Annotated in this window: 18 protein-coding genes, 1 tRNA gene and 1 pseudogene; 5 read left to right on the top strand and 15 right to left on the bottom strand. The window is 56.2% G+C overall.

The genetic code is table 11. The annotated features are described in order from the left end of the window. The first annotated feature begins 138 nt into the window (after positions 1-138). Positions 139-783: an SLATT domain-containing protein gene (locus NYE85_RS05310; protein ID WP_259003551.1), complete on the top strand. Its 645-nt coding sequence runs from the start codon at positions 139-141 to the stop codon at positions 781-783. Between the two features lie 13 nt (positions 784-796). Here the strand turns inward: NYE85_RS05310 and NYE85_RS05305 are convergent. From NYE85_RS05305 to NYE85_RS05250, 12 genes and pseudogenes are all read right to left on the bottom strand, one after another. After that, a pseudogene (locus NYE85_RS05305) lies at positions 797-1,975 on the bottom strand (tyrosine-type recombinase/integrase). A 162-nt stretch (positions 1,976-2,137) separates the two neighbouring features. Further along, positions 2,138-2,232 (bottom strand) — tRNA-Sec (locus NYE85_RS05300). Between the two features lie 181 nt (positions 2,233-2,413). Then, a complete protein-coding gene (locus tag NYE85_RS05295) occupies positions 2,414-3,019 on the bottom strand; it encodes a LuxR family transcriptional regulator (RefSeq protein ID WP_259003548.1) in 606 nt (201 codons plus the stop codon). 24 nt (positions 3,020-3,043) lie between these two features. Then, positions 3,044-4,255, bottom strand: a complete 1,212-nt coding sequence (locus tag NYE85_RS05290) for an FKBP-type peptidyl-prolyl cis-trans isomerase N-terminal domain-containing protein (RefSeq protein WP_259003547.1) — start codon at positions 4,253-4,255, stop codon at positions 3,044-3,046. Then, positions 4,252-4,674 carry a hypothetical protein gene (locus tag NYE85_RS05285; RefSeq protein ID WP_259003545.1) on the bottom strand — a complete coding sequence of 141 codons (423 nt, stop codon included), beginning with the start codon at positions 4,672-4,674 and terminating at the stop codon, positions 4,252-4,254. The genes NYE85_RS05290 and NYE85_RS05285 overlap by 4 nt, the downstream gene beginning before the upstream one ends. Continuing rightward, the gene (locus NYE85_RS05280; protein WP_309600851.1) at positions 4,671-6,422 is read right to left on the bottom strand and encodes a Wzy polymerase domain-containing protein; all 1,752 of its coding nucleotides are present in this window, start codon (positions 6,420-6,422) and stop codon (positions 4,671-4,673) included. Before NYE85_RS05280 ends, NYE85_RS05285 begins: the two co-directional genes overlap by 4 nt. Further along, positions 6,388-6,939: a fimbrial protein gene (locus tag NYE85_RS05275; RefSeq protein WP_259003543.1), complete on the bottom strand. Its 552-nt coding sequence runs from the start codon at positions 6,937-6,939 to the stop codon at positions 6,388-6,390. Before NYE85_RS05275 ends, NYE85_RS05280 begins: the two co-directional genes overlap by 35 nt. 56 nt (positions 6,940-6,995) lie before the next feature. Next, positions 6,996-7,640 (bottom strand): fimbrial protein, encoded by a 645-nt coding sequence (locus NYE85_RS05270; protein ID WP_259003542.1) that lies wholly within the window; start codon positions 7,638-7,640, stop codon positions 6,996-6,998. 38 nt (positions 7,641-7,678) lie between these two features. Continuing rightward, positions 7,679-8,437 (bottom strand): fimbria/pilus periplasmic chaperone, encoded by a 759-nt coding sequence (locus NYE85_RS05265; RefSeq protein WP_259003540.1) that lies wholly within the window; start codon positions 8,435-8,437, stop codon positions 7,679-7,681. A gap of 31 nt (positions 8,438-8,468) precedes the next feature. Continuing rightward, the gene (locus NYE85_RS05260; protein WP_405050656.1) at positions 8,469-11,030 is read right to left on the bottom strand and encodes an outer membrane usher protein; all 2,562 of its coding nucleotides are present in this window, start codon (positions 11,028-11,030) and stop codon (positions 8,469-8,471) included. Between the two features lie 45 nt (positions 11,031-11,075). Further along, entirely contained in the window at positions 11,076-11,618 is a 543-nt protein-coding gene (locus NYE85_RS05255) for a fimbrial protein (protein ID WP_259003538.1), read from the bottom strand. Between the two features lie 79 nt (positions 11,619-11,697). After that, the gene (locus tag NYE85_RS05250; protein ID WP_259003537.1) at positions 11,698-12,219 is read right to left on the bottom strand and encodes a fimbrial protein; all 522 of its coding nucleotides are present in this window, start codon (positions 12,217-12,219) and stop codon (positions 11,698-11,700) included. A 660-nt stretch (positions 12,220-12,879) separates the two neighbouring features. Here NYE85_RS05250 and NYE85_RS05245 point away from each other — a divergent pair. The 3 genes from NYE85_RS05245 (at position 12,880) to NYE85_RS05235 (ending at position 14,761) form a co-directional block, all read left to right on the top strand. Beyond that, a complete protein-coding gene (locus NYE85_RS05245; RefSeq protein ID WP_259003536.1) occupies positions 12,880-13,206 on the top strand; it encodes a hypothetical protein in 327 nt (108 codons plus the stop codon). 105 nt (positions 13,207-13,311) lie between these two features. Next, positions 13,312-14,244, top strand: a complete 933-nt coding sequence (locus NYE85_RS05240) for a fimbrial protein (protein ID WP_259003761.1) — start codon at positions 13,312-13,314, stop codon at positions 14,242-14,244. Between the two features lie 16 nt (positions 14,245-14,260). Next, a complete protein-coding gene (locus tag NYE85_RS05235; protein WP_259003535.1) occupies positions 14,261-14,761 on the top strand; it encodes a fimbrial protein in 501 nt (166 codons plus the stop codon). A gap of 277 nt (positions 14,762-15,038) precedes the next feature. Here the strand turns inward: NYE85_RS05235 and NYE85_RS05230 are convergent, their stop codons facing one another. Further along, the gene (locus tag NYE85_RS05230) at positions 15,039-16,382 is read right to left on the bottom strand and encodes an esterase-like activity of phytase family protein (RefSeq protein WP_259003534.1); all 1,344 of its coding nucleotides are present in this window, start codon (positions 16,380-16,382) and stop codon (positions 15,039-15,041) included. A 75-nt stretch (positions 16,383-16,457) separates the two neighbouring features. Beyond that, complete coding sequence (locus tag NYE85_RS05225) at positions 16,458-17,636, bottom strand: cyanate transporter (RefSeq protein WP_259003533.1); 1,179 nt, start codon at positions 17,634-17,636, stop codon at positions 16,458-16,460. A 170-nt stretch (positions 17,637-17,806) separates the two neighbouring features. Here NYE85_RS05225 and NYE85_RS05220 point away from each other — a divergent pair, with 170 nt between their 5' ends. Then, positions 17,807-18,661 carry a LysR substrate-binding domain-containing protein gene (locus tag NYE85_RS05220; RefSeq protein WP_259003532.1) on the top strand — a complete coding sequence of 285 codons (855 nt, stop codon included), beginning with the start codon at positions 17,807-17,809 and terminating at the stop codon, positions 18,659-18,661. Positions 18,662-18,804: 143 nt separating this feature from the next. Here the strand turns inward: NYE85_RS05220 and xylR are convergent, their stop codons facing one another. After that, positions 18,805-19,983: a D-xylose utilization transcriptional activator XylR gene (gene xylR, locus NYE85_RS05215; RefSeq protein ID WP_259003531.1), complete on the bottom strand. Its 1,179-nt coding sequence runs from the start codon at positions 19,981-19,983 to the stop codon at positions 18,805-18,807. Positions 19,984-19,994 lie beyond the last annotated feature (11 nt).

Below are 19,994 nucleotides of genomic sequence, written 5' to 3'. Positions count from 1 at the left end.
TACCCCACACAGGTAAGCTAGTGTGGGCTGAAGTGCTCACGACATAGATTATGGTTGTAAACCTTCTTTGGGGGAAACTGCTAGAGAAGAGGATTGGACTGATATCTCCGGCGTTGTGTCTTTTTTATTCAGAGGGTAATGATGAAAGAATTTTTAGATAGCTTAAGTAAATCAGCTTGGGAAACATCCTGCGCAAGATACAATTCATCTCGAAGATTAAAAATAAGAGAGATATTTTCCACTATAAGTATTGCTTTGATAGGTCTATCAGGAATAGCTCTTTCTCTAATGCAATCCTCTTTCGGTGAAACCTTCGGGAAAAATCTAAATAATCTTGTAGCTGCCTTTTCAATTGTATTAAGCATGTTACTTATAATAATAAGTTTGATTGAGTGGGGTTTTGCTGCAGGTGCTAAATCCGAGGCATTGTTCCGCAATGCGGAGTTACTTAATGAACATGAAAGAAAAATAATCCTCTTTGGGAAAAAATTAACAGGAGACTTATCACAAGAGGATTATAATAAAATTGATGCTCTCCGTGAAGAGTATGAGAAAATAAAATCCACTTGTGGATTTAATCACAGCCCAATAGATTACGAGTTCCATAAAATAATAAAGAAAAGATTTTATATATCTAAAAACACCGAGCACTTCAGTTTTCTAAGAGATCTGAAGGGGAGATTGTCATATTACCTTTGTAGCATTTGGGGTTATTTATTAATATGGGGACTGGTAGTATGCTTTTTCTATGCAGTGATTAAAAAAGTCATTGCATTGCCTTAATTAAACTGGGGCGCTAACGCTCCAGTATATACATGATCTTATCTGAATACCATTGCAACATATCCCTACGTTTTTCCAAATATTGAGCATGATTATAAGTACCTCGAATACCATTCTTGTCAACATGCGCAAGTTGCATCTCAATCCATGCGGAATCAAACCCTTGTTCATGCAGGATAGTAGACATTGTATGCCTGAAACCGTGACCGGTGGCTCGCCCCTTATATCCCAGCAGCTCTATTACCTGATTCACACTTTCCTTACTTATAGGCTTTCTACGGTTGTTTCGTCCAATGAAAATGTAAGGATAGTGACCGGTGATCGGTTGTAGCTGTTTAAACAGTTCAACCACCTGAGTAGAAAGCGGCACAATGTGCGGGCGCCGCATTTTCATGCGTGCTGCGGGGATCTCCCAGATGGCACGCTCAAAATCGATTTCCTCCCACGTAGCAAAGCGCATTTCTTGCGTGCGCACGCCGGTCAGCATAACGATGCTTCGGTGCATTCTTAGTGATGATGCTACCGGTATATCCTTCCAAATCCTTAACAAAGTAAGGTAGCTCCTCGGCCGACAGGAACGGATGGTGCTTTTGTTTGGGAACGGCTAGCGCGCTGGCGAGATCTGGGGCTGGGTTATATTCCGCCCTGCCAGTAATAATGGCGTAGCGGAAGACCTCTCCGCAGCGCTGGCGTATCTTACGGGTTTTCTCCAATGCCCCACGCCTCTCAATGCGCCGCCGCACTTCCAGTAGCTCTAAGGGCTTAATTTCGGCAATGGGGCGTTGACCAATAAACGGAAACACATCCTGCTCAAAGGTGCGCATGATTTCTTCTCTGTAAGCCAGAGTCCACCGGTCAGCCTTGTTCGTGTGCCATTCACGGCTAAGAGCTTCAAAGGAGTTCTCAACGGAAAGCTTCTGCGCGAGCTCTTGCGCCTTTTTCTCGGCTACTGGGTAATGCCATCCGCAACCAGCTTACGGGCTTCCACGCGCTTTTCTCGCGCTTCGGCCAGCGATATCAAAGGATAGATGCCGAAAGACATCAGTTTGGCTTTCCCGGCATAACGATAACGGAAACGCCAGCCCTTACTACCGTCAGTGTTAATAAGGAGGGACAGCCCCTGGCCGTCGTCGAGGGTATAGGGGTTTTCCTGCGGTTTGGTGCGCCGACTGTGTATGCCCGTTGGGAGTATATGTATCAGCGGGTTCTGTGTATAAAAAATCTATACGTATCGCTAGACGCATTTTTCACGGATGCAGGCAGTAGCCCACGGACTTATATGGACAAGAAAGCCAATCAATGCTTTGATTTATTGTGTTTTTATGGATTTACCGGGAGCTACCAGGACAAGATTTGGCGGAAGATCACAGGAGTCGAACCTGCCCAGGACCGCTGGCGGCCCCAACCGGATTTGAAGTCCGGCCGCCCCACCGGGGACGAGGATCTTCCTTTGGCGCGAGGAAGCAAGGTGCTGATTATAGCGCGGATTAGGCTGCACGCTAAGCAAGAAATGGCTTGCCATTTGCCTGCCCGATCGCGGCGGCATGACCACCCGCCCAACGGCGCACCACGTCAACCCTGGGCGCGTAGCGCGGTACCGTTCACGCCATACCAGGCGCTCGGGGGTCGGCTATGCCATCGTGCCTTGTCGCAACCAGTAATAAAGTTCGCTATTACGTTGAAATCCCATTTTGCGCATCACGTTCATTTTATGGTTGCTGGCGGTTTTTACGCTGATGGCCAACCGGCGGGCGATGTCGCTGATCCGCATTTCCTGCCGGAGGCACACCATGATTTCCCGTTCGCGCTGGGTGAGCAAATACTGCGGGCAAACGCACTCCTCGTCGCTGCCGCAGAGCTGCGCCGGCTGACTGCGACGTTGCTCCAACGCCAGCGACACCTTGCGCAACACCGCGGCTACCGACATGTCATGATAGATAATGCCGCTTTCCAGCAGACAGCTGCTGTGCAGCTCACGCTTGCGGCGATTTTCCGGTCGGCGTAGCGCAAAGTACAACGGGTAACGCGCCTCGGCGAGCGCCGCGCAATGGCAAAAACAGCTACGGCTGCCAGAGGGAACATACTGAAAAACCAGATCGGCCTGATGCAGGTGCTGCTCGTCCACCCGACGCGTCTCGATGCCACGCGCATAAAAATGCGCGCTCAACGCCTTGGTCAGCCCTTTGGCAAAATAGATATTCTGGTCAAGCACGGCTAATGTCATCACTGAATTCATCTTGGCTCTCCCTCTGCTGCCGCATTACGGTTCCTGACTGTTATCGATACGCAACTGATAAACCATGGTGGCATTCGGCGGCACTTTTGGCGGGTAACCGGTTTCGCCATAGGCCAGCTCCGGCGGCACCACCATGGTCAGCGAACCGTGATTATTCAGTTGGCTTATTGCTTCTCTAAATAGTGGCGGATAAGCCGATAACGGCTGTGCAAGCACTTTGCCGCTCAGTTCCATATCCTGCACGACGCTGCCATCCGTCAGCTGCTCCTTCACCACCACCTCAATCACCGCATCCTTGGCCAACGGCCGATCGCCGGCGTAGTCCACTCGATACCAAAAACCCATCGGCGAACGTTTTACGCCTTTCTGCTGGCTGAATTGCGCCACATACTGCTGGTCCTGCTGCGTTCGTTTTTTAACCACCTGTTGCCGTGCGGCATTAGCCATGCTATCCGCCTTGGCCATCAGTGCCGACAATTCCCCCGGCGGCAACAGCGGCCGGCCTGATACGGTATCCAGTACTCCCGCCAGCAAACTGTTGCGATCGATCTGTACCCCCCAGCTCTGGCGTTCGCTCATCAGTTGCTGAATATCACGCCCCAGCGCGCTGCCGGCCGCGTAGGACAGCCGGTTGGTCTGGGCCTTCAACTGCTCCGGCGTCAGCGTCCATTGTTGCAGCGCGGTGATTTGCCGCTGCCAATCCTGACGATCGCGGGCGTAGTGCGCCTCTTGCTCGGCATGCCGCCGTTGCAGCCGAGCCAGTTGGTCAGTGGCCTGCTGCAACAGAGCCGCGCTGCGTTGCGCGTCCGGCGATCCTTGCCAGGCACGGCGCAACCCGCCCAACCACTGTTGCAACAGCGTCAGATCCGGCAATGCCGGCTGTTTTGGCGCAGGTGCTGGCGTTTGTGCACGCAGCGCTGCCAGTTCCTGCTGTAGGGCATTGAGCGCCGCTCGCTGCCGCGCCAACTGGTCATCGCGCTCCTGCAGCGTACGGCGCAGCACAAATGCCGTTGACGTTGCCGAAGGCGGTGATTTGCCAGCCGTAGGGCGGCTTTCGGCGGTTTTTTTCTCTGTGGCGGCACGGCCCTGTTGCGCCTTGGCCGCCGGAGCGCGCTGCTGCTGGTATTGCTCGGCAAATTGCAACAACGCCGGCACGCCGTCATCTGCCCGCAAATCACCGTCAACCGCCAGCAAGGCCACCAGCACCGCTAGCGCCAAACGCAACGGCCGTTTCATTTAACCTGCTCCGCGCGATCGGCCAACCCTGCCAATACCGCTTGATCCACTTGCGCGCACAGGCGGTTGACCTTGTAGCGATACAGCGCGTCGACCATTTCCTGGGTATCGCCGTTCACCTTGGTACGCACCCCGGCATACAGCGAGGCGCCGCTCATCAAATGATCGAAGCCCTGTTTCAATTGCTGATGCTGCTGCTGGTCAATGGCGCGCAGCGCCCCCAGCTCCTGTTGACACAGCTGTAACCGCTCCGCTTCGCGCTGTTTTCGCAACGCGTCTTCCGACGGTTGCTGCTGCCGATTTTCCGCGCTGGGTGGTACGGGTTTGCTGGTCTTGGCGTTTTGGCATGCCACACTTGCCAGCAGTACCAGACATACCACGCTCGCCCGAACGGACAACGGCATAGGCTTTTTGATCATCTTCGAGTTCCCTTTTCTTTAGAGTTTTTATGCTGGAAAAAACGCCGATCCGCAGGAAACAGCAATGCGGCGCTGTTGCGATAACGCTCCGCCTCGGCCCATTGCTGCCGGTGGCGCAATATGGCGATCAGGTTGGCGTAAACGTTGGCATCAATGCGTAACGTCAGGTAATCACGAGCCCACCCGGCATAGCCATCGAGCAGGGTTTCGTCGTGCGTTCGGTTGTAGACCAGCAACTGAAAGGTCTGTAAATCAAAGGCTCGGCGCTGCTCGAATCCCCAGGCGGCCAGCGGCGACATGGCCAGCAACGGGCGGATATCCCGCAGCCCGCCGCGTTCAACATGGGTTAACGTCAAGCCGCTGCGGAACATCACCAACATCATCGCCATACCGCACAGGCACAGCAGGCCGCCACCGACGCGCAGCGCCATCACCCCAGGGCCGACACGACCCACGACGCAGGCGTGGCGGCAGGAAAGGCGATCCAGCGTGGCCAGCATCAAGGCAAATACCAGCCAATGCAGCGCCGAAACATAAAACGGATATTCCAGCTGGCAATGCAGTACCATTGGCAGCATGGCCAGGCACAGTGCGCTCGCTTCACCGGCGCTGCGCCGACCGGCGGCAAAGGCCCGGCGATCGTGACGCCATGCCTGCCACAGCACCCGGCCTGCCCCGCAGGCGATAGCCAGCATGCCAAGCAGCGCGGTTACTCCGCCTTCCAGCCACCACAGCAACACTTCGTTATGGGGATGACGGGCGATTTCCAGCACCGGCGTCGGGGGCCGTTGGCCGATACGAAAATGCTGGAACGCAACTTCAAAACTGCCATAACCCCAGCCGGTCAGCGGATGAGCGGCGATCATCTTCAGCGTGTCTTGCAGCATGCTCAGCCGTGCCTGATTTGACAGCGCATGCGACAACGGTGCCCCGTCGCCGCTGGCGCCCAGCAATACGGCGATGCCAAGCCCACAGCCAAGTAACATCAGGCCGCTGGCCACCATCAATCGGCGTGCCAGGCGTCGCCCGAATAACGCCCAATAGCCGATCGGCAACAACCCGCCGGCCAGCCAGCCAGTGCGCGACTGCACCCAGACCAGCAGCGCAACGAGCAGCACCAGCAGCGCCGCCAACGCCGTTTGCCGCCCTCTCTCGCCGCGAACCGACGCCAGGGCGTAACCCGGCAGCAGCATCAGCATTAATACCAGCGCCAGGCCGGTGGCTAACAGGCTGCCGAGGACGTTGGGCTGCTGGAAGATGCCGTACACCCGAGAGCCGCGCAGCGGCACCCAGCTCCACGCCGGCCAGAACAGCTGCAGCAGCGCCAGCACCGCCTGACCGCCGATCAGTAACAGCAGCCACACCACCCACGCATGGCGCCAGCGAAAGTTCAACCGCAGTTGCAACCAGCAGCAATAGATCCCCCACCCGGCCAGCAGACCGGCAACGCGCCAGGCCGCGACATGGCTGTCAGTCTCGCTGGCGAACGCCAGCGGCAGCGCAAGCAGTGCCACACCCAGTGTGAAACACACCGCACCTGGCGTGACCAGCCAGCCGCGATGGCCAAACGGGCGCCAGAGAATCAGCAGCATCAGAGCGCCCAACAGGGTATACACCAGCGTGTTGAACGGTAGCCCCAGGCCGACGCCGCCCATATTGGGGAAATAAAGCAGCGACGCCATCGTCAGTGCGACGAAGCAGACAACCAGCGCGTTACTCGTATTCCAGGCTGAACGTGGCTGTCGCACTGAACTCTCCGCGGCCGATGGTTTTATTACGAATGGCTTCCGGTTCACCTTGCACATAGGCCTGTAGGGCAATCTGGTTACTGCCCGCCGCCAGGCGATATTTGTCGCTGGCGCTGTTCAATGGCAAGGCGGTGCCATCACGGTTTTCCAGACCGATGGCAATGCCCGATGCGCTGCTGCCGCCGTCCAGCGCCAGCAATCCGGGCAGGTTGGCGTTTTCGTTGCCGCTGAAGGTAACCGACACCGTATTGCCCAGACTCAGATCGCATTCCGCCAGATGCAGCGTAAAAATCTGACTATGGGTGCGGGTATTCAGGTACAGGTATTTGTCGACAATGGTGCCGAAATCGAGCTGGATCCGATCCTCTCCCGGCAGGATCACGCAGGGCTCCGCGACCAATACCCCGTGAAAACGCATATTTTCATCTGCCGCCGCCGGCTGAGCCATCAGCCCCGCCAGCACGATACCGACGCCCAACAGCGCGCTGCCGCGTCGGCTGGTTTGTTTTGCGCGCATGATGACACTCTCCTTTATTGACATTGCGCTCACCGCTGCTTGCCGCCGTGCGGCGATCAGTCGTAAAACAGCCGAAAATCAATCACCGCGCGGTAGGCACCAACGCCCAGCGTTGCCGGCGTACGCACCGGCGTCACCGTATAGCTCAAGGTATTTTGCCCCGGTGACAGCAGCCTTGGTTTATTGCGTACGCCAAGGCGTACCGGCTGCCCACTGCTGTCCGCCAGCTGCAATCCCAGTCCGCTGACGCCCGTTACCTTGACCAGCATCGGCGCGTCGTCATCGGCTGGCGCCATAAAAGCCACCGAAACCGCCGGCTGACTACCGCTCCATGCCAGCGCACCGCTCCAGGCGTCTCGGCTGCTGGCCGGTGCACGCAGGCAATCCTTCAACTTCAGTTCGAACGCCACTGGCGTACCACGATCGCCCGGCTGCTGAAAATGCGCGCTGCCGGTGTTGCCCAGCCAAATCTCTTGCCGCGCCGAGGCCATTTCCAGGCTACAGGCGCTTTCGGTCAGCTCGCCGTGGACATGCAACATGCCGGTGGCGCCTTCTACGTCCCAGTTGTCTACCGCTCGCGCCTGCGGCATCAGCATCAAAATCATGCCGGCCGTCAGTGGCACCATCAGCGCTGCCGCCGCCGTCAGGCCAATCCGCCGTCGCTGATAGCGATCAAGGGGGGTTCCGGGGCTGTTGTACATGGTTGTTCTCTCCGCTGTCTGTTGACTGCCGTTACCGGCTACTTCCTGTCCGGCACCACCTGGCAGCTACCGCCGTTGCAGCTGAACACCAGCTGTGGGCGGCCGCCGTAATCATTGATATAAGTCAGTACCGGGCTGGCACCCAATGCAGCCGCCGAAACGCTCAACGGCGCGCTGCCCTTCGGCGCAATCATCAGCGGCTCAAAACCGGCCACTCCCTTGCCCTCTTTGCGCGTACTGGCGTCTACCAGCGTCACGTAATACGGCGTCGGGTTGTTCACCTGATAGCTGTCGCCCCGCCGGGTCAGCGTCAGCGCCTCCTGGCTTGGCGCCGCATTTTTCTGCGGCGCAATCGCCGCCGGCCGATAGAACATTTTTATTCGCGTTTGCAGCGCAATTTGCAGCGTATTGGGCTTATCGCTGCGTGGCGGGATTTCGCGCAGGTTGAAGTAATAAAGCGTCTCGCGATCCTGCGGCAACTGCCTGGCCACCGGCAGCGCCTGGATCTTCACCTGGCTCGGTTTGCCCGGCTCGATACGCTGCACCGGTGGCAGGACGGTAAACGGACTTTGGATCTTGTTACCCTGGGCATCTTCAATCCATCCCTGTGCCAGATATGGCAACTGCTGGTTCTGGTTGCTGACGTTAAGACTCATGGTCTTTTGGTCACCGCTGAAGATCACACGCGTGCGATCCAGCGCGATGGCCGCCTGGGACGACGTGGCGACCATGCCCGCCGCCAGCGCCGCCATGGCGGCAAAAGTGCTCAACAGGGAAAATCTTGCTGTGTTCATCATCGGGTTTATCTTCTTCACGGTTAACAATCATTCATGAACGAGTGGCCGCCGCGCGCTGGGCGGCCGGTGCGGGCGTATTCGCCGTCACGGGGTGACATGGCAATAACAGGGTATTCATCAGCATGTCGGCCGGCAGCGGCGTCGGCAGACGAATTTCACACTGCGGCCCGCCGTTCCAGTGCACGCTCATCACCTCACCGGCATTGATGCCAGACAGATAGACGCTGCCGCCGTCGTTGACGATACCGGTCTGCTGCTTGCGTGAGTTGATTACCGTTGCGCCGAACGGCGGTTCGCTGCCATCGGCCAGTTTGACGATCGCCATCGCCTTCTCGCCGGCGATCACGTCGAACTTGCGATAGCCGATCGCCCCTTCGGTCAGGGTGGCCTGTACCACCGAACGCGTGGCTTCCACGTTGTCATCCAGGCGGTTGAGATCGATGCTGGCCTTGTTGCGGTAATAGCTGTTGACGTCGGTGACTACCGCCTTGCCAAAGCGGTTGGTCATTACCGTGCTGCCATAGCCACGCACCGGCACGTCCGCCACGCCATCGGTATCGAGCAGCAATCGCGTGCCGCCCGGGGTGTTGGTGCGGTGCAGCACCGCACCTTCTGCCGTCAGCGTCATGCCGCCCTGTGCCGCCAGGCCGACCGCGCTGTAACGGCCGGCCTGATAGCTGGCGTTGGCGTTGATCTGCGCCAGATCGCCCTCGTGGCTGTAATAGCCGCTCATGGTTGCCCCGCTACGGGCGACACCGGCGTTCAACTGATAGTTATTGTGTTCATCGATCCGATCGTAATAGCCCACGCGATGCGAGCTGTCGTCGCGGTCAACCGTCATGTTGTAGCTGAGCGTGGCGGCGTTGCCCCAGGGCACCGACAGCGACAGATACATACCGTCGTCGTTGCGCTCGTTGTAACGATTGCGGTAGGCCGACAGCGACACGCTGGCGTTTTTGACGTCGCCGATGTCGAAGTAACGCGACAGCATCAGGTTATAGCGATCGTTGGCAGCCCGATCCCAGTACGTTTGGTGGCTATAGTTGAGATAGGCGCTCAACCCCAGATCGCGGAACTGCTTGTTGAAGGTGATGGTGTACATCTCCTTGCTCTTGCCGCTGCGGTTGCCTTCGTAACGTTCGTCCAGGTATTCCCCCATGCTCATGAAATCCTCCTGGGAGAAGCGGTAACCGGCAAACGTCACCTGGCTGTCGTACTCATCGAAGTTCTTTGAATAGCTCAGGCGATAGGAACTGCCGCTCTTGACGCCGTCCTGCGGCAAGCTGGCGCGCGATTGCGTGGCGTCAAACGACAGCGCTCCCAGAGCCATCAAGTCGCGACCAATACCCAGCGACAGGGCGTTGTAATCGCCACCGGCGATCGCACCGCCGTACAGTGACCAGCCGTTGCTGACCCCCCAGGAAAATTCCCCGGTTCCGAACAACGGCCCGCGCAGATGATGGCCCCATTCCGACGGCTTGCCCGCCGCCAGCTTGTAGCGCACGCTGCCCGGACGCGTCAGGTACGGGATACTGGCGGTGTTCATCTTGAACTCCTGCACGCTGCCGTCCTGCTCCTCTACCCGCACCTCCAGCTCGCCGGACACGGCATCGTTAATGTCCTGAATACGGAATGGCCCGGCAGCGACCTGCGTTTCATACAGCACGCGTCCTTGCTGGCTGATAACCACCTTGGCGTTGGTCTTGGCCACCCCGCTCACTTCCGGCGCATAGCCACGCAGATTCGGCGGCAGCATATTGTCGTCCGAACGCAGGCTGGCGCCGGTGAAGCGCAGGCTGTCGAACAGGTCGGAATTCAAATAATCCTCGCCCATGGTCAGGCGGGAACGCAGCGCCGGGATCGCCCGATAGGCGTAATAACGGCTCCAGTCGAACTGGGTGTTGGTCTGCTGGCCCGAGCCGGTCTGGTGATTAAGGTTCGCCTGCCAGTCGGCGCGTAGCCGCCAGGCGCCGAGGTTACCGCCGGTGGTGCCGTTGCCGCTCAGGCTATAACCGCTGCCACCTCCCTTCAGGTTCTTCTGGCTTTGGCCGTTGACGTTGTAGTCAAACAGCAGGCCCGGAATACCGTTATCCCAGCGAGAAGGCGGATCCCAATTCTCGGAGCTGTACTCCAGATACGCCTGGGGAATATTGAGATACAGCGATGAGGTACTCAGATCGCCGTGTGCTTCCATGCCTTTCAGGCTGGTCAGATCCAGACACTGGCCGTCGTGCGACCAGCGCAGCGTAGTCGCCAGCTTTTCTTTGAGGCCCAATTGGCCGACCAGCGTTGGCGATAAACACACTTCGCTGCCTTTGGCATCGTTCTCCGGCGCGACAAAACCGATCGGCTGTTCCGGCAGGTCCATTTTATTAACGTGTACGACCAGGGTATAAGCGCCCGGCATAATATAGCCACTGCGCGTAAATTGGCTCAGATCGATATTCTTTCGATCGTTGATATCTAAAACATCGGTGTTGAACTGGACTTCGTCCGCGGCGTAAGCCCGCATAACCGAATGGCTTAACGACAAGGTAATGCACAGTCCCAGGACCTGAAGACGAAATAATTTCCCTGCCGGTGAAAGCATAATAAAAATCCCTTTTAAAAACCCATTAACTGCCAAAACGAGAGAAAATTAAAAATAATCCAGTTTAAAACGCAGCGTGGAAAAATAGGCCCCGGCCCTGAGCGGTTGGTGATTAGGCATCAGCGTCATGGAATAATTAAGCGTGCTGTTTCCCGGTATTATTTTTTCCAGCGACAATGGTTTGCCTGGTATCACCTGATTGCCGTCAGCGTCGTTTATTCTCAGCGCCACACCACGGGCTTCTCCCTGTACGCCAAAAAGACCGTCTTCGGCAGAGCCGTCAAACGTCACCTGAAAAAATCGCCAGTCCGGTTTATTGCCTGGTCGTTCTAATTGACAGTTCACCAATTCAATACTGAAGCTTTTGGTCAGTCCCCGACCGTCACGAATGATTTGCCCAAGTGGAATGGTATCCATGTCGATTGTCTGGTCGCGGCTGCCGGCGGCAATCGCACAGGCGGTATCAATAATCGCACCCTGCATATTGACTCGCCCCCACCCCTGAATGACAGGCGCGGCGTCACACGCCGCAGAAGCCAGCGCCAATATCCATACCCACGATTTCACGCCATGATTCCCTTGTAAAAACATCGCGGCATTCCTTTTGACAGGAGATTAACCAGACATGCAACTCGCAGCATGCCTGGTGTATTTATACCTGCGGGGTTACTTACTGATAGGCCAGCGTGAAGTCGGCTACGGCGGTGAAATCACCTGGAACCACGGCAGCCGAGGCACCTTCGCCTTGCAAATAAGCGGCAAAGTGCAGGGTGTTGTTGTTGTTGTTCAGGTTCTGAGACGGGGTAGCGGTACCCAGAGTGATAGGTTTGCCGTTATAGGAAATGGCGATGCCAGCGCCTTTGGCAGTACCTGCAATCCCCAACAGATCCTTGTTACCGGTAGATTCGGTGCCGCTGAAGGTTACGCTGACGCTTTTCAGCGTAGTGGTATCACACTGCTCCAGTTTGATGTCAAACGGACGTGGGTTGGAGGTGCCGCCATTTTTCAGCGCCACGTTGGACACCTGGCCCAGATCTACGATCTGATAGATCGATTCTGGTGCAATAGAGCAAGGTGCATCAATAATAGAACCGATGAATTTTACTTTACCGTGACCCTGATCGGCAGCGTGAGCGAAAGAGGTAGCGCCAAATGCAATCACTGCTGCCATCATGACTTTATTAAGTTTCATAAAACCTATATTCCTTATAAGAAAATAATGCGTATTCCCGTAAAGATCGGGCAGCCCAACGCGTAACCGCGCATAAATAAGCAGCTCTTAATCTTTAGCATTTTGAGAGTAGTAAACTTGCCAGAGCCAGAGAGATGTCTACGATAAAGCCTCCCTTTAATAGCGGGAAAAAGGATTTAATTCATTAATAAACTCAACGGCATAAATAATCGTTTAATTAGCGAATAAAATCTCATTTACCCAAGCTAGCCCTCATGGCCGGCGATGAATATTCTGGCAAAAGCCCTGCTTTAAACAAAGAGTTTTTTAACGCCCGTTAAATATTCGCAATTTATTTCCTTTATCCGGCTAATTTCCCACTATTTTTAGCCTCATAGATCGTAAAATATTCAAAACTAGAACAAAATCCTGTTTTTTGTTATTTGCCAAACAATGAGATCGCAAACTGGGGTTTTGTGAATATAATAAACCAAAAATAGGCCTAATCTTATGACTTCGGCCCTTGGTAAACGCCTATAAAGTAAGGCGAAAAAAAACTAAAAATTTCAGGCAGTCAACAGAGTTAGTCATTTGCTTTCTCTTGGTTTTATCCTATACGCAGCATATAGAGAAAATGAATTTCTTCCAGGGAAAGCAGCAACGGAATACAGAGGATGTATTATGGAAGCACTATCTCCTAAAAAGCAGGAAATACAACAACTTCAGCGAGACCTGCGGCAGGCGCTACTCACGCTTTCACCACCTTCAGAATGCGGTAAACCACCGTTAAATCAGCAGAAATGGCTATCAACGCGACAATTGGCGGAATATATCGATGTCGGCGTGTATCGCGCCCGGAATTTATTATTGGATATGGTGGAAAAAGGCGAGGTTATTGTTTCCGCCGGCTCGGTGAAAAACTCGCTACGCTGGTACCCGGTATTGCCTACCTCAGCGACCGATCATACCAATATTAAGCCCCCCACAACCTCTCCACCGGCAAAATAAGGATAGCTCGCGCCGAGTTGCCAACTGCGACAGGCGCTGCCGTTAGTCACTCATTATTGGGATATTACAGTGAGAAAATTAGTTTTCCTGGTCAACAGTGGCCTGATGTTAGCCGCCCTTTTACTGGCGGGGAATGCGTCTGCCTTTACCTGCAGAACCTCGGACGGTGGCCTGATCCGGCCTGGCGGCTCCACCACCCCGGTCGACGTGCGGGTACGCATCGGGCCACAACTCTCCTATGGCAAGAATGAAATCGTCAACGTCAGCCAGGTCACCTGTAAAAATGACGTTGCCAGCTGGACGGATTATTTGAAAACCGACAGTCCGGCGCTGGGCATGAATAATGGCATTTTTGGCGGCATCGGCAGCGGCATGACAATTAATGGCCGCGATTATCCTTCTCCGGTCTCCTCCGGCATTAATGTCGTAACGCTGACCAACCTGAATACGCAGTCGATCGCCATTCGGGTATACATCGTGCTGAACCGTTTCCCGACCCCTGATATTAAAATCAATAAAGGTGACGTTATTGGTCAAATCAATTTCTCCCAAACCAACGACCGACCGAATTGCCCACAGTGCGGCCCTTACCGCTGGCGGCTGATTGCCGATAATGATGCGTATTTTGTCACCACCACCTGCACCATCAATAACGGCCGGCAGATTGACGTCAACTTTAACCAGATCAGGCAGGATTATCTGACGACAACGGTCAATAATGCGCAGATAAAACAGGACAAGGCGTTGACATATCAATGTGACGATCTGAGCGCCACGCAGGATATCCTGATTCGTCTGGTCAGCGATTCCAGCGGGTTTTCAGCGGATTACATCAAGACCACCAATGCCAATGTCGGCGTGGCCATGATGTATAAAGACGCGGTGGTTAAACCCAACGACGCCTTTCGAACACGCATCGTCAACGGCGTCGGTAGCGATACCATCACCTTTGTGCCGGTAAAAAATAACGTACCTTATACCAGCATTGCCACCGGGCCATTATCCGGATCGGCAACGCTTATTTTCAGTGCTCCGTGAGGCAGGGTTAACGATTATGTTCAGCATAAGCAAAGGGCTGAGGGGTGGCATGCTGGTCGCCCTGTCGGCAGCCTGCGGTGGCGTTTTGGCCGCTGACCAGGGCACGCAGGTAAATATTTCCGCCACCATAGTGGCACCGCCGCCGTGCGTTATTAATAAAGGAAAAGTGATTGATGTCAATTTTGGTGACGTCGGGGTGAACAGAATTGACGGCAATCGTTATATGCAGCGGCTGGACTACACCGTCGAATGCGAATTTCTCGACGGTTCACGCCAGTTGAAAATGAAAATCGTCGGCAGCGGCGCCGCGTTTAACGCCAATGTGCTGCAGACCAGCGTCAATGGTTTGGGCATTAAGCTGTTGGCGGACGGCAAGGCGTTGAATATCAATAGCGCATTCAGTATTGATTACGCCAATCTGCCCAAGCTGGATGCCGTGCCGGTGAAAAATGCCGCCAGCACGCTAACCGAAGGCGAGTTCAGCAGCGGCGCAACCATGCTGGTGGACTATTTCTGAAACCATGGAGGTCGGTTTCGCGCCGGCCAGCCTGCCGCCCCTGCTCAGCGCGCGTTCATGCAACGACACTGCGCATCGTCTCCAGCCATTGTTGATAATAGTTCTGCCAGCTGTTTTTCCTGGCTACGGTAATCAGCAGGAACGCGTCTATTTTCCATTTCGCTATAGATTTGCAGTTGAGAGAGTAAAATTAACCAGCAGACAATGGGGAAACCGCCAACCCGTTGACAATCATCAATCAGTGGGTAACAGGCGCCGAGTGGGCGGCGCCGGGACATTACGGTTTTAATAACTGCGGCACGTTTAACAAAATAAATTCGTTATCATCCGCCACATTCGGCTGACGGCTGGAGGAAAACGGGAAATTATTGTCATTGCCCACCACGATATGGCTGTCATCTACCACATCAACGTTTTCAATGGTGAAGAACGGGAAGGTCAGCACGCCGTTATTTAACGGCTTGCGCGCCAGTTTGTGCGGATCCTGAATATTCAGCAGGTCAATATAAGCCTGTTTTTCTACCGGCTTGCCAACATTGTCAGCCGAAAACGCGATACGGTATACGCGTTTGAACTTCGCCAACTGACTAAAGCAGTTACCGGTCGGCGCCCCGCTGGCGCAGGCTTTATCCGCCGTGCCCTCGCCGTTGTCACGTTCAATCACCAGTCCATGGGTCGCATCAATCATATTAAAATCGCCAATGGCATGAGCGTTGTCTTCCAGCAGGTACTGCCAGCTGCGGCCGGTCCATTGCTGCCGTTTTACGTCAAACTCCAGCACCCGCAGATAACGCTTGCCGTCGATATTCTCAAATTTCTCGCCGTCCCACAGCGCACCTTCCAGCAGCGGGTACAACATCGTACCGTCTTTGGAGGCGGCCATGCCCTCAAAGCCCTTGGAACGCGCCACCTGGAAGTTTTGCTTGCCATCCGGCGCTCCCGGCAGGGTCAGGGTCGGGTTGTCCGGCGATTTCACCGTTTTACCCTCCACCTCGGTAGCAAATACCGCCAGGATCTTGCCATCCAGATCGGCCTTGATCAGGTAGGGGCCGAACTCTTCGCCGATCCACAGGGCATTGTCAGCGAACTGGAAGCTTTCCGGGTCGAAATCGCTACCGGTCAGATAGCGCTTCTCACTGCTCTCGTTAACGATATGAAACGGCACTTTCTTGTCCGGATCGTGCAAAAACACCGTTTTCAGGCGTTTAACGCCGCCGGTGTTAAAATCAATCTGGTAATGATTGAGATACAGCATGGCATCCGGTGAATTGGCCTTGCTGCCGAAGCCGTTGTCGGTCAGTACCCAGTAGCTGCCATCTGCCATGTGTTTGATGCCCGAATGCCCTTGCAGCGGCTGGCCGTTAATCGGCAGCCCGATGCCCGTCAGGCGATCGGCAGATTTACCCGCCACGCTGCCCAGCGTGTCGACCCGCTGGCCGCTGGTGTATTTGCCGCTCTGCTGTAGATCCGACGGCGCATCATCCGGCGTGGCAACGGTGGAGTTCACCGGCAACAACGCATGCCCGGCCAGCTCGGCGGTAACGGCCTGCTGTGCCAGCAACGGCGCGCTGAACGCCAGACAGCCGGCCAACAGCGCCAGACGGGATTTTTTAAAATACATGTTCTACGCTCCCTGATGATGGTTATGCCCAAAGGTAAAAAGGCAACGTCACTATAGGGAGCCGCAGTGACAAAATTATGACTCGGCGAAGGCGCGCCGGTAGCTGTGCGGATGGAAACGCCAGGTCATGGCTATCAGCGCCACCACCGCCAGCGCGTGGATCTGCCAGTCGAGCACGAAGCCACCGCTGTAGTCGCGCAGCAGGCCGGAAACATAGGGCGTCACCCCCGCCAACAGAAAACCGATGCCCTGCATAAAGGCCACCAGACGCCCCGCCAGCGCCGATTGCGCGATATGATCGAGCGCCAGTACCAGACACAGCGGAAACGCACCGCCCAGGCCGATACCGGCCAGCAGCGCCCACAACCACGGCAGCGTCAGCGGTTGATAAATCAGGCCGATAAACCCGACCAGCTGCATCGCCAACGCCAGCAACAACAGCGGGCGGCGATCTGACGATCGCGCCAACGCCGGCAGCAGCAAGGCCCCCGCCACCTGTCCGGCGGTCATCAACGCCAGCAGTGCACCGCTGGCCTGCGCTTGCCATCCCTGCTGCATATAATACGGTGGTAGCCAGGCTATCAGGCTGGTATAGCCGCCGTTAATCAAGCCGAAATACAGCCCCAGCAGCCAGGCGCGAGGATTGCGCCACATGCTGGCTGCCTGCGCCAGCCTTGGCTGCGGCAAACGGCCAAGCCCACGGCTGACCGCCAGCCAGACCATCGCTGCCAACAGCGCCGGCAGCGCCCACCAGGCCAGCGCACGGTGCCAATCCGCGCCGCTGGACAGCAGCCATGGGGTGATCGCCGCCCCCAGCCCGCCGCCGCCCATCAGTGCCGCCGACCATAGCCCGGCCACCAGCGCCATCTGCTTGAGGAAATGCTGCTTGATAATGCCCGGCATCATCGCCTGTATCACGCCAATGCCCAGCCCACCCAGCACCGCGCTCAATAACAGCTGCGTGCTGTCCGGCGCCAGCTCGCGCCACAGCGCCCCCAGACCAATCGCCAACAGGCTCAGCAGGATGCCGGCTTGCTCACTGCAACAACGGCTGATGGCGCCGCCGGCCAACGCCATCAGGCCCATCATCAGCACCGGCAAGGTGGTCAGCAGCGCCGCACCACCAAAGCTCAGCCCGGTGGCCTGGCGCAGCGTCGGCAACAGTGGGCCAATAGAGGTCAGCAGGGGGCGCATATTCAGGCCAATCAGCACTAATGCGCACAACAGAGGATTAAACCAGCGCCGCACGGTCATGGCATAGTCCCTTGGTTACCAAAATGATTTAACACGATACATCCTGAGATTTGCTAATAGGGCGAGCCGCGTCACAGCAACCATCCGCACGCAGCCGCAGAGGTTGCGCTACTGTAGAAAAGACAATTAGTATTGGGAAATTAAATAATAAAATGGTCAGTAGTGGAAAAATGAATCGCTATCCGATGTTCAACCCGCAGTTGCTGCTCAGCTTTGTGGCGGTGTGCGACAGCTGCAGCTTCACGCGTGCTGCGCAGCGGGTGTTTCTTTCGCAATCCACCGTTAGCCAGCAGGTACGTCGGCTGGAGGAGATGCTCGGTAAACCGCTGTTTGAGCGTTCATCCCATCAAGTATTGCTGACCGAAGAAGGCGAGAAGTTGCTCAGTTATGCCCGGCGCATCATTGCGCTGAACGAAGAAGCGCACGACGCACTGACCGGTATCTGGCGCGACGGCGTACTGCGGCTCGGCATGCCTGAGGATTTTGCCGTGCCGACCACCCAACTGCTGGCGCAGTTCAGCCGCCAGCATCCACACCTGCGGCTAGACGTCACCAGCGGTTTGAGCGCCGATCTGCACCATGCGTATGCGCGCGAGGAACTGGATCTGATTCTGGTCAAACAGCGCCGCAGCCAACCCCCCCGTGCCGCACGCCCGGAGCCGCTACTGTGGCTGGACAGCCAGGCGTTTCCCGCCATTGAGCAAACGCCGGTACCGCTGGCGGTGTTTCCGCTTAACGGCCTGTACCGTGAGCAACTGTGTCAGGCATTGGACAATCTCGGTAAACGCTGGCGGATAAGCTACAGCAGCGCCAGCCTGGCGGCGCTCACCGCCGCCAGCGCCGCAGGGCTTGGCGTCACGCTGCTGCCTGCCGGTTGCCGGTTGCCGAGCCACCGCATCCTTGGTGTCGCCGAAGGCCTGCCGCCGATCAATGACTTCGAACTGGCGCTGTATTACCGTGACGGCGCGCCACCCGCCACCGAAGCGCTGGCGCAGCAACTGACAGCGTTTTGCCAACTGGTTTGAGCGTCGGCTACTGGTAATATTTTGCTGGCGGTTCAGCCAGTTTGAAGACGGACTCCCCGCCCAGGGCGCTGGCATATGTCAACATCATCATGCGCCATCGGCGAGCCTCTTCGTTAACACCTGCATTCTCTCGTGGGCCGGTTTCAGTACCCCACCTCGCCATATTTCTCGCGGTATTCCCGCGGCGTCATGTCGTAGCCTTTCTTGAATACCGAGTAAAAATACTGCAACGACGGATAGCCGCACATTTGCGATATCTCATTGATCGACAACGACGTGGCGGTCAACAGATTGCGCGCGCGATCGAGTTTTTCCTCATGAATCACGTTATGGATGGTCTGGCCGGTTTCATCCTTGAAGCGTTTTTCCAGATTGGAGCGCGACATGCCGACCGCATCCAGCACCTGTTCAACCTTGATCCCCTTGCAGGCGTGGTGGCGGATGTAATGCATCGCCTGGATCACCGCCGGGTCGCGCAGTGAGCGGAAGTCGGTAGAGCGGCGCTCAATCACCTTGATCGGCGGCACCAGGATACGCTGCAACGGCATTTGGCGCTGATTAAGCAACTGGTGCAGCAGTTTGGCGGCGCGATAGCCCATCTGGCGCGTTCCCTGCGCCACCGACGACAGCGCCACGCGCGACAGGTAGCGCGTCAGCTCTTCGTTATCGATACCGATCACGCACAGCTTTTCCGGCACCGCGATATCCAGATGTTCGCAGACCTGCAGTAAATGCCGCGCCCGCGCGTCGGTCACGGCAATGATGCCGGTTTGCTGCGGCAGGGTCTGTACCCAATCCGCCAGCCGGTTCTGGGCGTATTGCCAGTTTTCCGGCGCGGTGGCCATCCCCTGGTAGATCACCCCCTGATACTGCTCTTGCGCCACCAATTGGCGGAAGGCGTGTTCGCGCTCCTGCGCCCAGCGTTTGCCGCCTTCTGCCGGCAAGCCATAAAACGCGAAACGGTTCAGACCCTTTTCCTTCAGGTGCATAAACGCCGCTTCCACCAGCGCATGGTTGTCGGTGGCGATGTAATGCACCGGTGGATAGTCTTCCTCGCGGTGATAGGACCCGCCTACCCCCACGATCGGCACCTCGACGTTATGCAATAGCTGTTCGATTTCCCGATCGTCGAAATCGGCGATCACCCCGTCGCCCAACCAGTCTTTGATGTTATCGATACGGCAGCGAAAATCCTCTTCGATGAAAATGTCCCAATCACACTGCGATGCCTGTAAATACTCCCCAACCCCCTCCACCACCTGCCGGTCGTAGACTTTGTTGGCGTTGAACAGCAACGTAATACGGTAACGCTTTTCGAACATGTGTTTTCCCC

It is taken from the genome of Serratia sp. AKBS12, from assembly GCF_024793895.1.
Taxonomy (GTDB): domain Bacteria; phylum Pseudomonadota; class Gammaproteobacteria; order Enterobacterales; family Enterobacteriaceae; genus Serratia_F.
Note: the sequence above shows the minus strand (reverse complement) of the source record. Positions and strands in the feature narration are given on the sequence as shown.